The sequence below is a fragment of the Vibrio sp. 10N.222.49.C12 genome (assembly GCF_041475025.1).
GTDB classification, from domain to species: Bacteria; Pseudomonadota; Gammaproteobacteria; order Enterobacterales; family Vibrionaceae; genus Vibrio; species Vibrio crassostreae_C.
This window is the reverse complement of the sequence record NZ_JBFRVF010000091.1, coordinates 1-14,366: the sequence shown is the minus strand read 5'-3', so window position 1 is coordinate 14,366 and position 14,366 is coordinate 1. Positions and strand designations below refer to the sequence as shown.

At 44.6% G+C, this 14,366-nt stretch carries 15 protein-coding genes and 1 pseudogene; 4 read left to right on the top strand and 12 right to left on the bottom strand.

The genetic code is table 11. The annotated features are described in order from the left end of the window. Positions 1-61 precede the first annotated feature (61 nt). Both groL and AB4583_RS20045 read right to left on the bottom strand, forming a co-directional pair. Positions 62-1,708 (bottom strand): chaperonin GroEL, encoded by a 1,647-nt coding sequence (groL, locus tag AB4583_RS20050; RefSeq protein ID WP_017061290.1) that lies wholly within the window; start codon positions 1,706-1,708, stop codon positions 62-64. Positions 1,709-1,914: 206 nt separating this feature from the next. Beyond that, the gene (locus AB4583_RS20045) at positions 1,915-2,205 is read right to left on the bottom strand and encodes a co-chaperone GroES (protein ID WP_010433998.1); all 291 of its coding nucleotides are present in this window, start codon (positions 2,203-2,205) and stop codon (positions 1,915-1,917) included. 218 nt (positions 2,206-2,423) lie between these two features. On the opposite strand from AB4583_RS20045, the gene AB4583_RS20040 reads away from it, so the two are divergent. Continuing rightward, positions 2,424-3,773 carry an MATE family efflux transporter gene (locus AB4583_RS20040; RefSeq protein WP_017067999.1) on the top strand — a complete coding sequence of 450 codons (1,350 nt, stop codon included), beginning with the start codon at positions 2,424-2,426 and terminating at the stop codon, positions 3,771-3,773. 62 nt (positions 3,774-3,835) lie between these two features. Here AB4583_RS20040 and AB4583_RS20035 read toward each other — a convergent pair whose 3' ends face one another. Continuing rightward, positions 3,836-4,132: a HigA family addiction module antitoxin gene (locus AB4583_RS20035; protein ID WP_017067998.1), complete on the bottom strand. Its 297-nt coding sequence runs from the start codon at positions 4,130-4,132 to the stop codon at positions 3,836-3,838. Beyond that, positions 4,132-4,410 carry a type II toxin-antitoxin system RelE/ParE family toxin gene (locus AB4583_RS20030; RefSeq protein WP_017067997.1) on the bottom strand — a complete coding sequence of 93 codons (279 nt, stop codon included), beginning with the start codon at positions 4,408-4,410 and terminating at the stop codon, positions 4,132-4,134. The genes AB4583_RS20035 and AB4583_RS20030 overlap by 1 nt, the downstream gene beginning before the upstream one ends. 155 nt (positions 4,411-4,565) lie before the next feature. Between AB4583_RS20030 and AB4583_RS20025 the strand changes: the two genes are divergently transcribed. Both AB4583_RS20025 and AB4583_RS20020 read left to right on the top strand, forming a co-directional pair. Beyond that, a complete protein-coding gene (locus AB4583_RS20025; protein WP_372119051.1) occupies positions 4,566-5,051 on the top strand; it encodes a methylated-DNA--[protein]-cysteine S-methyltransferase in 486 nt (161 codons plus the stop codon). A gap of 108 nt (positions 5,052-5,159) precedes the next feature. Continuing rightward, positions 5,160-5,348: a prevent-host-death protein gene (locus AB4583_RS20020; protein WP_372119048.1), complete on the top strand. Its 189-nt coding sequence runs from the start codon at positions 5,160-5,162 to the stop codon at positions 5,346-5,348. Between the two features lie 15 nt (positions 5,349-5,363). Here the strand turns inward: AB4583_RS20020 and AB4583_RS20015 are convergent, their stop codons facing one another. The 3 genes from AB4583_RS20015 to gpmM all read right to left on the bottom strand — a co-directional run bounded on the left by AB4583_RS20015 (position 5,364) and on the right by gpmM (position 7,942). Beyond that, positions 5,364-5,687, bottom strand: a complete 324-nt coding sequence (locus AB4583_RS20015; protein ID WP_102427676.1) for a nucleotidyltransferase family protein — start codon at positions 5,685-5,687, stop codon at positions 5,364-5,366. Beyond that, positions 5,677-6,123, bottom strand: coding sequence for an HI0074 family nucleotidyltransferase substrate-binding subunit (locus AB4583_RS20010; RefSeq protein ID WP_102320020.1), 447 nt, complete (start codon positions 6,121-6,123; stop codon positions 5,677-5,679). The genes AB4583_RS20015 and AB4583_RS20010 overlap by 11 nt, the downstream gene beginning before the upstream one ends. A gap of 286 nt (positions 6,124-6,409) precedes the next feature. After that, positions 6,410-7,942: a 2,3-bisphosphoglycerate-independent phosphoglycerate mutase gene (gene gpmM, locus AB4583_RS20005; protein ID WP_017060549.1), complete on the bottom strand. Its 1,533-nt coding sequence runs from the start codon at positions 7,940-7,942 to the stop codon at positions 6,410-6,412. A gap of 350 nt (positions 7,943-8,292) precedes the next feature. On the opposite strand from gpmM, the gene wecA (AB4583_RS20000) reads away from it, so the two are divergent. Continuing rightward, positions 8,293-9,357: a UDP-N-acetylglucosamine--undecaprenyl-phosphate N-acetylglucosaminephosphotransferase gene (wecA, locus tag AB4583_RS20000; RefSeq protein ID WP_372119044.1), complete on the top strand. Its 1,065-nt coding sequence runs from the start codon at positions 8,293-8,295 to the stop codon at positions 9,355-9,357. 230 nt (positions 9,358-9,587) lie between these two features. Here wecA (AB4583_RS20000) and wecA (AB4583_RS19995) read toward each other — a convergent pair whose 3' ends face one another. The 5 genes and pseudogenes from wecA (AB4583_RS19995) to tnpC all read right to left on the bottom strand — a co-directional run bounded on the left by wecA (AB4583_RS19995) (position 9,588) and on the right by tnpC (position 14,208). Next, positions 9,588-10,667, bottom strand: a complete 1,080-nt coding sequence (wecA, locus tag AB4583_RS19995; RefSeq protein WP_372119041.1) for a UDP-N-acetylglucosamine--undecaprenyl-phosphate N-acetylglucosaminephosphotransferase — start codon at positions 10,665-10,667, stop codon at positions 9,588-9,590. A 102-nt stretch (positions 10,668-10,769) separates the two neighbouring features. Next, on the bottom strand, positions 10,770-11,636 hold the full coding sequence (gene galU, locus AB4583_RS19990) for a UTP--glucose-1-phosphate uridylyltransferase GalU (RefSeq protein ID WP_372119038.1): 867 nt from the start codon (positions 11,634-11,636) through the stop codon (positions 10,770-10,772). 468 nt (positions 11,637-12,104) lie between these two features. Beyond that, positions 12,105-12,638 carry a hypothetical protein gene (locus AB4583_RS19985; RefSeq protein ID WP_372119035.1) on the bottom strand — a complete coding sequence of 178 codons (534 nt, stop codon included), beginning with the start codon at positions 12,636-12,638 and terminating at the stop codon, positions 12,105-12,107. After that, positions 12,635-12,727: pseudogene (locus AB4583_RS19980) on the bottom strand (glycosyl transferase); the annotation flags it as partial. The pseudogene AB4583_RS19980 and the gene AB4583_RS19985, both read right to left, overlap by 4 nt. A 55-nt stretch (positions 12,728-12,782) precedes the next feature. Next, positions 12,783-14,208, bottom strand: a protein-coding gene (gene tnpC / locus AB4583_RS19975; RefSeq protein ID WP_372119032.1) for an IS66 family transposase whose coding sequence is annotated in 2 segments (ribosomal slippage) — positions 12,783-14,022 and positions 14,021-14,208 — 1,428 coding nt in all. Because the reading frame shifts where the segments join, the coding sequence is not laid out codon by codon here. Positions 14,209-14,366: the final 158 nt, after the last annotated feature.

Genomic DNA, 14,366 nt, shown 5'->3' with positions numbered 1-14,366 from the left:
CGAAGTCTCCGTTTTCTAAAGCTTATGTGTGACTTTCTCTGCTATAGAGAAAGGGGGATGATTACATCATGCCACCCATACCACCCATACCGCCCATGCCACCCATATCAGGCATTGCAGGGCCAGAATCTTGTGGCTTATCAGTGATCATCGCTTCTGTTGTGATCATAAGACCAGCAACTGACGCTGCGAACTGAAGTGCAGAGCGAGTTACCTTAGTTGGATCTAGGATACCCATTGCAATCATGTCGCCGTATTCGCCAGTCGCCGCGTTGTAACCGTAGTTACCTTCGCCAGCACGAACGTTGTTAGCAACAACAGATTCTTCATCACCTGCGTTCTTAGTGATTTGACGGATAGGCGCTTCCATTGCACGTAGTGCAACACGGATACCGACGTTTTGCTCTTCGTTGTCGCCTTCAAGGCCAGCAACTTTAGATGCAGCGCGGATAAGTGCAACACCACCACCAGCAACCACACCTTCTTCAACGGCAGCGCGAGTTGCGTGAAGTGCATCTTCAACGCGGTCTTTCTTCTCTTTCATCTCAACTTCAGTTGCAGCGCCTACTTTGATTACTGCAACACCGCCAGCTAGCTTAGCTACGCGCTCTTGAAGTTTCTCTTTGTCGTAGTCAGACGTTGCATCTTCGATTTGTTGACGGATTTGAGAAACACGACCTTGGATCATTGTTTCTTCGCCCGCGCCATCGATGATGGTTGAGTTTTCTTTAGTGATAGTTACACGCTTAGCTTGACCTAGGTCTTCTAGCGTTACTTTCTCTAGGTCTAGGCCGATCTCTTCAGAGATAACCGTACCGCCAGTTAGGATAGCGATGTCTTGCAGCATAGACTTACGACGGTCACCGAAACCAGGCGCTTTAACAGCAGCCACTTTAACGATGCCACGCATGTTGTTCACAACTAGAGTTGCAAGCGCTTCGCCTTCTACATCTTCAGCGATGATAAGAAGTGGACGAGATGCCTTAGCAACTGCTTCTAGAGTCGGAAGAAGTTCACGGATGTTCGAAACTTTCTTGTCGATAAGAAGAATGAATGGGCTTTCTAGATCAACAGAACCTGCTTCTTGGTTGTTGATGAAGTAAGGAGATAGGTAACCGCGATCGAACTGCATACCTTCAACTACGTCTAGCTCGTCTTGTAGAGCCTGACCTTCTTCAACTGTGATAACGCCATCACGACCTACTTTTTCCATCGCTTCAGCAATGATGTTACCTACTGTCGAATCAGAGTTCGCAGAGATAGTACCTACTTGCGCGATAGCTTTTGTATCTGCACATGGAACAGAAAGGCCTTTTAGCTCTTCAACTGCAGCGATAACTGCTTTGTCGATACCGCGCTTAAGATCCATTGGATTCATGCCAGCAGCAACGGCTTTTAAGCCTTCAGTGATGATTGCTTGAGCAAGAACTGTTGCTGTAGTCGTACCGTCGCCCGCTGCGTCATTCGCTTGCGAAGCCACTTCTTTAACCATTTGCGCGCCCATGTTTTGGAACTTGTCTTCAAGTTCGATTTCACGTGCAACTGAAACACCATCTTTAGTGATAGTCGGTGCGCCAAATGATTTGTCTAGAACAACGTTACGGCCTTTAGGACCTAGCGTTACTTTTACTGCGTCAGCCAGAACGTTTACACCTTCTAGCATTTTAATACGTGCGTCATTACCAAATTTAACGTCTTTAGCAGCCATCTTAATTTCCTTTCAAATTCTTTGTTTCGGGGCGTCTCAGCGTTATCGCGTCATTCTGAACAGTGAGGGACGAACGTGATTCAGAATCTACTCAAATCGCACTCTGTTTAGATTCCAGATAATTCGTTCCTCATTTCTGGAATGACGATATGAATCATCCAATACTGGCTCTGATAACTTTTACTGAGAGTTAAATGAAAAATAGATTACTCGACGATCGCCATGATGTCGTTTTCAGACATAATCAGAACTTCTTTGCCGTCGATTTTTTCAGTTTTCGTGCCGTAACCTTCAGCAAAGATAACGGTATCGCCAACTTTTACGTCCAACGGTTGCACTGAACCGTTTTCTAGAATGCGGCCTTTGCCAACAGCTAGAATGATACCGCGAGTCGATTTTTCTGCGGCAGAACCAGTTAGAACGATGCCACCAGCAGATTTAGATTCAACTTCTTGGCGCTCAACGATAACTCGGTCATGTAGAGGACGGATATTCATCGGTCTTATCTCCTGATAATTTCCATTTAAATTTTGATAGTTGCCACGATTAGCGTGGGTCAAACAATATGTTGGGGGCGATGTGAAAGATCCCAAGGGGGGAACGAAAAAATTGTGAGCTAAAGTGCAGATTCTCACCCCTCATCTTTCCCTGCTTTTCGTTTACTCGTATCCCGCATCTGTTTATCCTACGCTTTTGGTTTCTATCGGCGTTTTGCATGCAAGATAAGCACGGGCTATTAACTGCCCCAATTGAGAGTACATTGCGTACCATGACCATACCGACCATATTCGGTATGGTGGCGATCTTGATGTTTAACTTGGTCGATACCTTCTTTATCTCACTGCTCGGCACACAAGCACTTGCAGCAGTGAGCTTTACCTTTCCAGTCACCTTTGCCATCAACTGCATCACCATGGGGATTGGTATTGGCTTATCGACATGTATCGGTCGATTGCTTGGCCAAGGCAGCGCACAAAATGCAGCACGCTTTACCTGCCATGGATTATTACTCGCGCTACTTCTGGTCTGCTGCGCTTCCGCTGTTGGCATTATCTCACTCGACCCCTTATTTACTTTATTGGGTGCCGAAGCGGAGTTACTGCCTCTGATCTCTGAGTACATGCTGATCTGGTATATCACCATTCCCCTATTAGTGATCCCAATGGCAGGCAACAGCGCTATTCGTGCCAGTGGCGATACCAAAACGCCTGCTAAAATCATGATGCTGGCAGGGTTAATCAACGGCGTTCTCGACCCTTTGCTTATTTTTGGATACGGCCCCTTCCCTGAACTAGGGATTCAAGGTGCTGCAATTGCAAGTGGTTTCAGTTGGTTTGGCGCTTTGTGTTGCTCGCTGTACATATTGATTAAACGAGAAAAGCTTCTGGCTTTACCGAATATCAAAAACATCCTTAGCGATTGGTATCAAATACTGACTATCGGCACTCCTGCGGCACTGTCCAATGCGCTCAATCCATTAGCGGGTGCCATCATAATGATGATGTTGGCCAAACAGGGAACCGAAGCCGTTGCTGCTTATGGTGCTGCTCAGCGTATTGAATCCATTCTTATCATTGTGTTGATGTCTCTGACTTCAGCCCTTACGCCTTTCATGGCGCAGAACTTTGGCGCAAACAACTCTCAACGCAGCTTTAAGGCATTGTTTCTCAGTATGCGTTTTGCTGTGATGTTCCAAGGTTTGATTTTCTTAATGATGGTGCCGTTGAGCATCCCCTTAGCTGCCCTGTTCTCTCAAGAAGAATCCGTACGAGGCATTTTGTGGCATTACTTGTTGGTCGTCCCCTTTAGCTATGGATTCCAAGGTATTGTGATGATGCTGATCAGTGGAATGAATGCCATGCATCAACCACTCAAAGCCTTTCAATGGAGCTTCATGCGTTTGTTTGTGTTTACCTTGCCCTTTGCGTGGATAGGCAGCCAAATTGATGGTGTCGAAGGGTTGTTTATTGGTTTAGCCTTGGGGAACATCATGGGTGGTATTTCAGGGTATTGCTTTGCACTTCGTGTGAGGGCTAAAGCAGATGCGGGATACGAAGAGGGATAGTACAAACCAAAAACTGAAAGACAAACGCTGACTACGCAGCGCTTAGTCCATCTTCGTTATATTTATGTCGCTAGAGCAAAGTTGATCGTATTTACCTTCGCTAGATTAACGTTCTGTTTTGCTTGCCACAGATCATAGTGATCCTGCATTGTTAACCAACTCTCCGGGGTTCTACCCAGTGACTTAGAAAGACGTAAAGCCATTTCAGGAGAAACTGCACTTTGGCCTTTAAGAACACGATTCAGCGTAGAAGGGGATACATCAAGCTGCTTTGCAACAAAACGACAGCTATAACCAAACGGTTCCATATATAGGTCATAAATAAACTCACCTGGGTGAGGAGGGTTGTGCATACTCATTAGTGATAATCCTCATAATTTAAAATATAGGCATTACCATCAATAAATTCGAAAGTAATACGCCAATTACCATTTACTGTGATTGACCAAATACCATCTCTATCCCCTTTTAATGGGTGAAGCTTAAAGCCAGGTAGATCAACATCATCAATAATGGTTGCAGTATCTATAGCTGCCAACTGCATCCTAAGCTTACGCTCATGCTTAGCTTGAATACCGGCTTTACTGCCAGTCTCAAAAAACTTTTTGAGACCTTTATGCTTGAATGTTTTAATCATACAGAGAGTGTAGCGTGTTGCGCATCATGAATCAAATTTCAAGCAGCTTAAGAGCAGATGCGAGATTCGGGTAAACGGGATGCGAAGAGCCTCAAAAACAGATACGAGATTAGAAGAGCTTGAGAGCAGAAAAAGACTAAAAGAAGGAAGATGACATGGAAGACACCACTTACAAAATGCTTTATGACGCACCAATTGGCAAGATGATCATTGTGAGCAATGGTGTGTCGCTTATTGAAATTGACCATGTAAATAACGAAGAGCTAATGACTAGCAATCCAGATGACCTTTGCCAACTGGCAGCGAAACAGTTAGATGAGTACTTCGCAGGTCAACGAATAGAATTCGATTTGCCATTAAGAGCGATAAAAGGCACTGAGTTTCAAAAAGTAGCTTGGCAGGCTTTAACAACCATTCCTTATGGCGAAACCATCAGTTACGGTGAACAAGCAAAGAGAATGGACAACCCAAAAGCAGTAAGAGCTGTGGGTGGTGCAAATGGCAAGAACCCATTTAGTATTGTTGTACCTTGCCATCGAGTCATCGGCGCAAATGGCACATTAACCGGCTACACCGGCGGCATGAACCGCAAAGAGTGGTTACTGGATTTTGAGCGTTCGGTTGTAGATAGAACGCAATAAGCCTTACCTCGCTAGATCAATAATATAAAGTTTCACCATCAAGAAGCGCCATTATCACCAGACAACATATAGTCTATATTTAAAATTTCATACAAAGAGGTGATGGTAATGTCCACTGATACGATTAAATCTTATGAAGATCGAAAGCGTAGAGATGGAGCTATAGCGCTAATGAAACTATTATCGTTTTCTATTGATGATAAAAAACATGGCCGAGTCAATTCAGGTACTCAGATTCGAGATAAACTGGCAAAACGTAAACAATCGGTTCAAGAATCAACATCACCGTTACGCTGATAATAATACGTTCGGTTACTTTAGTTTAATCCCATAAGTGTCAATATGGGCAAGTAACTCGCTTGATGTAATTCTATGCTTAACGAGCAAGTCAACCTTGAATGGAAGCGACGACTGTTCTAAACGATCTTGCAAGCCTGCGACGACACTTAACGAAATACCGTGCCCCTCGATAACAATATCGATGTCGGAGTTATCTTTATAAGTTCCAAGGGCTCTAGAACCGAATACCCAGGCATGAATGACTGAGACATGGTTCAAAACAATATCCTCAATCAGCTGATACTGATGAGGCTTAAGGCCGACCGAGTCTGGTTTACCCAAATAACTATCGATCACATTTAACCTCTTGTTCGCATTGACCCTCTTGATCACATTTAAGCTTTAAATAGAGTGTGACTTGCCCTATCACTGGTGAAAATGACTCTAAGATCAGTGACTGAGCTTCAAGGACATTTTCCTCATCATAGGTGTAGGACAATAAATTTCGTTTTATGAGTGCTTCAAGCATAATCTCACACTGCTCCGAAGACAGGTGCTTAGCTTCTAAGGCCGTACGAAAAACGCTCCTCGGCGAAGCCACATCAAACCCTTCAAACTCAAGTAAGTCTTTAAGGGTCTTCCATGTCAGTTCGAAAGAAAATTCAAAAGTTTGTACTAACCCAGCGAGCTCTAACTCATTGTAGCTATCTTGTGAGCACGCTCTCTCAAGCCTTTGCTGCGCTTTCATTAAGTTTTGCAGTCGTTGCTTCCAACGGTCTGGGTTTGAGTTCATATAAACAGCCTAGAGATAAGGTAAAAGATAAGTATAGTATGAGCCTTAAGCTACCTAATCATTCAAGCAATGTCACTCTTTCGATATTCATCAAGGCCGTTCTTTTCGTCTTTTATTTAAGGTCGTGCCCTTCTGTTCCCCTCTGCATATTTCTCTCACCCAATTCCTGCCCTTAAGCTCTTCGTATCCCGTTTACTCGCACCCCGCATCTATACTCAAATTCCAGATACAAAAAAACGGCCACACTCACGCGTAGCCGTTCTAGTATTCGATGAAAGTTAAGTGATTACTTAACGATCACATCGCCTGACATCTCAGCAGGGATTGCGATACCAGACAGAGAAAGCATCGTTGGTGCAAGGTCAGACAGCTTACCGCCTTCTTTGAACTCAACGTCTTTGTTACCTACGTAGATAAGTGGCACTGGTAGGTTAGTGTGTGCAGTGTGGATGCCGCCCGTTTCTGGGTTTACCATCATTTCCGCGTTACCGTGGTCAGCTGTGATTAGCAGTTGGCCGTCAGCTTCTTTGATTGCTTCAACCACTTTACCAAGACATTCGTCTAGCGACTCTACCGCTTTAACTGCTGCATCGTAAACGCCAGTGTGGCCAACCATGTCACAGTTAGGGAAGTTACAAACGATCGCGTCGTATTTGCCGCCTTTGATTGCGGCAACAAGCTTTTCAGTTAGCTCTGGTGCACTCATTTCTGGCTGTAGGTCGTAAGTTGCTACTTTTGGAGAAGCAACAAGTTGACGCTCTTCACCTTCGAACTCGTCTTCGATACCGCCATTGAAGAAGAAAGTAACGTGCGCGTATTTCTCTGTTTCAGAGATACGTAGCTGCGTTTTACCTTCCTTCGATAGCCATTCACCGTAAGTGTTCTCTAGAGAAGCCGGTGGGAATGCACATAGAAGCGGGATGTCTGCTGCGTATTGAGTCAGCATCACGAAATCGATCGCTGGGAATACGTTACGAGCAAAACCATCGAAATCAGGAACGAATGCACGTGTAATTTCACGAGCACGGTCGGCACGGTAGTTCATGAAGATAACTGCATCGCCATCTACGATAGCGGCAGACTCTTCGCCTTCTGCTTTGATTTCTGTCGCTTTTACAAACTCATCGTTTTCATCACGAGCGTAAGCCGCTTCTAGGCCAGCAACCGCTGTATCAAACGTGAATTCTGCTTTTGCTTGAGTCAGCAGGTCGTAAGACTCTTGAACGCGATCCCAGTTGTTATCACGGTCCATTGCGTAGTAACGACCAATAAGCGAAGCCACACGGCCTTTACCTAGCTTAGCGAACAGTTCTTGGAAGCGTGCTAGTGTGTTTTCTGCGCTACGTGGCGGCGTATCACGGCCGTCTAGGAATGCGTGTAGGTAGATTTTCTCTGCGCCACGCTCTGCTGCCATTTCAACAGCTGCGTAGATGTGATCTTCATGAGAGTGAACGCCACCTGGAGACATAAGGCCCATGATGTGAACCGCTTTCTCAGCTTTCACCGCTTTATCGATAGCGTTCACTAGCGTTTCAGTTTGGCCGAACTCACCATCTGAAATTGACTTAGTAATACGAGTAAGATCTTGGTATACCACGCGACCCGCACCAATGTTGGTGTGACCCACTTCAGAGTTACCCATTTGGCCATCAGGTAGGCCTACATCTAAGCCAGAAGCCGAGATTAGCGTGTTAGGTTGGTTAGCAATAAGACCGTCTAAAACTGGAGTCTTAGCGTTCGCGATAGCGTTGTCTTGGTTGTCTTCACGGTAACCGTAACCGTCAAGGATCACTAGAGCCATTGGCTTCTTAGCTGACATAGGACTGACCTCGTTCAATTCAAAATAAATCGGTATAAAAACAAATTAGCGTAATTTTACTACAGTTTACAGTCAAAACTGTAGTGGAAGATCAAGAAAGGGCGCAGGTAGGATGAACGAATGTGAAAAAAAGCGTCATTTTGTGTTTAAGGCACCTACAAAGCTTAAGCAATAATACTAGCCAAAACATCGTAGCCACCATTCTTAATCAACGTTCAATTACATACTAAAACCAAATGTCACATTCAAAATGCACAGAACAAAACATACTCAACCAGGTGTACATATTGATAGTTTTAGCGTAAGATACACGCAAATAAACTCCTACAAAAAATTGGCTAGAGTTCATTATGTTATTAGAGCTATCATTTGTTGGCTTCTTCTCCTTTTCCTCACTCTTTTTGATGAGAAAAGTGGCAAAATCCATTGGCTTAGTGGATAAACCGAATGAGAGAAAGTTACACACTGGTGCGATCCCATTGGTAGGTGGTATAGCGATCAGCTTAACCATTGGCCAATTCATCGTTACCCATCCAGACGTCATCCCGCATAGCCCACTCTTTTTAGCTTCTGTTATTGCTCTTATTATTATCGGGGCGCTTGATGACAAATTCGACATTAGCTTCAAAATACGACTGGTGGTGCAAGCAATTCTCTCCATCGGCATGATGTATTTCGCCGACATTCGATTAGATAACATTGGTAACCTGTTTGGTACTGGCGACCTGCATTTAGGCTTCCTGAGCCCTGTAGTAACCATACTCGCAGTGATTGGCGCGATTAACGCGTTCAACATGGTCGACGGCATTGATGGATTGTTAGGTGGGCTTGCTATTGTAACTTTTGGCGGTATCGCCGTTTTACTTCAAGTCGACAGCCAACATGGCTTAGCGTATTTATGCGTGGTGTTCATTGTCGCAACCATCCCTTATATCTTAATGAACTTAGGCATTCTTGGGCGAGAGCGTAAGGTCTTTATGGGCGACGCTGGCAGCATGATGATTGGCTTTACTGTGATTTGGTTACTGCTGGGCGCAAGCCAAGATCCATCAGAAGCTATGATGCGACCGATTACTGCACTGTGGTTAATTGCTGTTCCGCTGATGGACATGGCTGCCATCATGTTCAGACGCGTACGCCGCGGTGACTCCCCTTTCAAGCCCGACAGAGAGCACCTACACCACATCTTCCAACGCCTTGGTTTTACATCGCGACAAACCCTGGCCATCATTTGTGCTATCGCAAGTAGCTTCGCTGGCTTCGGTATCTACGGAGAGTTCCTAGAAATTGCTGAATCGACCATGTTCATCCTGTTTATGATTTGTTTTGCTTCATACACTGTAGCTATGAGCTATGTTTGGCGCATCACCAGCTGGATTAGAAGTTTGCGTAACCTTCCAGAAAAACTCTACTAGTGATTAACAGTGTATTAATGGCTTAGGTTTTCAAGTGAAGATGATTAAGAGCAAAAGCACTCAAGTCTAAAACTTCTCAAGCTAAACGCAAAAGAGCCCAATCTCGATAAGATTGGGCTCTTTTTCTATATTTGTCTTAGTTTGAGCTATTGTAACTTAACTGCTTTAACTCTCTAATTTACCCAGCTAAGCACTGCGATAGTAGACTTGTCCGTTAACGACACATCAAACTATTTCGCTTCTAACTTCTTCCACTTTCTTACAATCTTCGCCATTTTAAACGAGTGTGTCATCGCGTAGGTGTGGAGGAAGAAACACACAACAATGGTGTAGAACATGATGTATTCTGGCACTTGGAAGTATTCGCCCAATAACCCCAACGTTGAGTACAGCAACTGTACCAAACAGATCACCACTAACGACTCACGAGGGGTAAAGCCGATACGCTGCATAATGTGGTGAAAATGCTCGCGGTCAGGTTGGAACGGAGAGTGCCCTTTTCGAATACGACGGATCATAATGGCCATCATATCAATCAAAGGCACCGCAATTAACCACAATGCCGTCACCGGACGAATCGTATAGTGGCCGTGTTCAGGCTGTGTTCCTCGGATTAAAATCCAGATCACGAGAAAGCCGATCATCATGCTACCGGCATCGCCCATAAACACTTTACGTAGTTTGCCAAAATACCCCAAATTAAACAGCACGAAGGGAAGTAAGATAACCACCATTACTGCCATAAAGAAGGTATAAAACTCAAGGCCATGGGCATAGAACAGCACACCTAACGAGGCAAACACCACTATGCTTAAACCACCCAATAGCCCGTCAATACCATCAACCATGTTAAAAGCGTTAATTGCACCGATCACAGCTAATATGGTAACAACATAATCGATGGCAACCGGAAAGTCCCAAACACCAAACCCAAACGCATTACCAACATGAGAAAGCGTTAGCCCGGTATAATGCATTACGATCAGCGTCAAGACAGCTTGCACAACCATGCGAAGTTTAAAACTGATATCGAAGCGGTCATCTGCCACACCGATCAGCACCAGTATCGTTAAGCACGTGGCGATTACCTCTATGTTATTGATTTCTGACGCACTCACGTAGAAGAAGTACAACAAGGTAATACAAAGGGAAATACCGCCCACCAAAGGGACCACACCCTCATGATGTTTTCTAGCGTTGGGTTTATCAACTAAGCCAATGGCGTAGCCCACTTTGCGCATGCAGTACAACACCGCCAACGAAAGGAAGAAGAACAGAGAAAGTTCGACAAAGTATTCAAACAATGACATTAATTTAAGCCTTGGGGTTTGTTAGAAAAAGGTGATTCCGTGGAACAATGAAGCGACAGCAATAAAGATAAAAACTATCACGATTGATCGAACTTATATGCGCTACACCTTTTCAGTTGCTGTTTTATCCATTTCGGCTTTGTTGCCTTTGAGGTAGACATTTTGATAACAGTAGTTCGTCGCTTCGATATAGCCATCGACGCTACCGCAATCAAAACGCTTACCTTTAAACTTGTACGCAATCACACAACCATTTTTGGCTTGCTCTAAAAGCGCATCCGTAATTTGGATTTCACCGCCTTTACCCGGCTGTGTGTCTTCCAAAATATCGAAGACATCTGGAGTTAGAATATAGCGACCAATAATCGCTAAGTTACTTGGCGCGGTTCCTTGCTCTGGCTTCTCGACCATATCGGTAATGCGAATCAGGTCATCACTCAAATGCTCACCCGCAATCACACCGTATTTGTGGGTTTCCGATTCTGGCACCTCTTCGACCGCAACAATGGAGCAACGGAACTGGCGATACAGTGCTGCCATTTGTACCAGTACACCTTGGTCTTCATTAATGCAAAGGTCATCGGCCAATACCACAGCAAACGGGTTATCGCCCACCAGTTCTTTGCCCGTTAAAATAGCATTCCCTAGCCCTTTCATTTCACGTTGGCGAATAAACGTATACTGAGCCGAATCAATCAGAGAGCGAATATCATCCAATAAAGGCTCTTTATTGGTGCCTTGGATTTGGTGCTCAAGCTCGTAGTTCTTATCAAAGTGATCCATCAACGAGCTTTTGCCACGGCCGGTGACCACCGCCATGCTGGTCATGCCCGCTTGAATGGCCTCATCTACGCCGTATTCAATCAACGGCTTATTCACGATAGGCATCATTTCTTTAGGCATAGATTTTGTAGCAGGTAAAAAGCGCGTGCCGTAGCCCGCTGCAGGAAATAAACAGTGTTTGATCATAATTGACGTTGCCTAACTATTTTATTTGAATTTTTTATTTTGGAAAATGAGCGCTATGTTGGCCTTTAAGAGTGTTACTTTAATGTTCGTGAATGATAATCGTCGTTCCCGAGTGCTTTTATCGGGGACCTTTTATAAAAGCAGATGCCCGATAAAAGCACTCTGGCATGACAAGTATCCTTGAGCCCAATTTGTGATCAAGAGACAAGCTATCAGCTATCAGCTATCAGCTATCAGGATAATTAAGCCAAATTAACACAGCACTGACACTACCAACAACGTATGAGATTACGCTATCCACTGGAAAAACCGTCTATTGGGCGCTAAATGTGCTTCAAAAAAGTGTCTCAAATCTGTCTCTGCCTGAGACACTCTCTATGCTAACTCGCCGATTTTATTGAACAAAAAAGGATCACCGACGATCTCCCCAATAGGCTTGACGATTCGCAAACAGCCATCTGAACATAATCACTGCTTAGTCGCGTTAATCATGCGACTCACTGTTGAATAGCGAACACCAAAATAATCAGCGATTTGCTGCAATGTATAACCTCCGGAGGCGTAGGCACTTATCATCGCACTACTGCGATCTACTGCTTCATGATTATATTCGGAAAGTGTTTTAGGTTTTGTTCGGCGCTGTTTAAGAGGGACCTCTCGCAAATCACCCTGCAAATCATTTTGTATAGCTAGGTGTTTAGCGACAAAAGCCTCGTCTCCAAGGAAGACTTGCTGACGTAAATTTGGCCACACTTCTACACCAACACCCTCTGCAACAAACCTTTTATAAGCATCGACCGCTTTATCTCTGTAGCTAGTAAATTGCAACAGTATCGCATCAGTCGATAACCAATCCGGAGACGAACTATTCCCAACCATATTGTGCCAGCTCGACCACTGCCACTCATCGGGTGCGTCGACCATTTGCGCACCAGGTTTAAAACGATACAACGGCACAGTTCTAACAGATAAGCACGGAAATCGCATGAACAAGCCCGTCATTCAAGGCTCCCCAGAACCTTGCTTAAGTAGTCTTCATCCATCGCGCACATCATCCTTTTGTGGCTAATTCCACCTTTAAAGCTCTTTTCACGTAATCGTTCACCAAGGTAACTTGACTTGATATTAACGGGGGATGAGAGCAACCTATAGATCAAAGACGTTGGGGTACGGTTTCTTCGCCACAACAGCCGTGATGAACTCACTTAACACTGACATTGCCGATAAGCCACGTTTTTTGCAGGTTTCGATGAGGGTATGAATCCTACTGCGGAATTTATCGCCTGCATCCGAGGTCGTTCCGAAGCTGATTTTCCTTTGGATTACAAAGCCTCTAATACATCGCTCAGCTTCATTATTGGTTAAGGGGATTGACGTTTTCTTGAGGAAAACCCACAAGCTTTCTCTATGTTTGAGCAATAACTTGCATCGTCCCCGATACCGTTTGACCATGACATCTGTCCCTTTGCTCAACCAATGATCGAACGATTTCTGCAACCTACGCATTCTTCGTAAGTACAGCGCATAATTTAACTCATCTTGTTCATAACGATGCCGAGTATGGAAAATGGCGTTCGTCAGCAAACAAAGATGTTTGCCAATATAAGCTGTGTGGCCACCGCCACTATAATCCGCCATTTGCTGAAGGTTACGTTTCACATGTGCCCAACATAACTGATGACGGTCTGCGGCTATCCAGTTATAGCTTGGGCATTGGTCGCTGACCACAATGCCGGTATAGTCTTCATCAATGACCTTTTTCGCTGATGAGGTCGAGCGCGAATACAGAATTTGTTCATAGACAAGGTCGTCACTTGCCACTAACCAACACCAACGAAGGCTCTTTTCATCATTTCGGTGATGAGAGGTCTCGTCAGCATGAATCAAAGGCGCTTTCTTTAACGCTTGTTTTATCGCTTGATGCAATGGCGTTAGCATTGAACCGACTTTCGTTTGCGCTTCACTAATCGCGCCAACCGAAAAGGTTGTGCCAAGCTGTTCTTTGAGCAGAGATTGGATTTTCCGAACACTGGGATGATATTGCCCCGCAAGAACCCCAATGTAACTTAATAAGTTCGGCCCAATAATCCCTTGCGATGCATAGTCAGGCTTTTGAGCCTTGACGATTTCTTTGCAGTGCCGACATTGACCTGAAAATAAACGGTATTCGGTGATATCGACAGTGGGCTTGGGAATATCAAAGACTTGGTGTCGGTAGTAAGGACCATCATTAACATCAATGTCAGACTGAGCGCAACAAGGACAAGCATTCGGGAAACAATCAATAATGGTATCCGTGCTTTTTAATGGGGAGAGCTTTCGTTGATGCCCTGTATGGCCTTGTTTAGCTCCTCTCGAATTGCGACCACCAGAGCTTTCAGCTTTTTCGCTCATGGCAAGCTTGGGGGGTGTCTGATGAGGGCGATATTGAAGAGTTTTTGGAGCTAGTGGTTAGCTTATCTTCATAATGTCGGAGCTGTTCCCACAGCTCACCAATAAGCACCTTAGCCTCATTCAAATCAGAGACTTTAGGTGGTGCGTCTTGGTATTTAGGAGCTTTTTTTCTAGTCATGCAACTATGATGAAGCTTTAAAATGATCACTCAATACCTAAAGTGAGATCAAGTGCTAGAGGTCACAGTTTTTATGTCAATAGGGTTTGGTGAACACTTACCTTTTCACTCTTTAAGAGATTCAAACAAGCCTGCCTAATCCTCGAAAAAGCCTCTGC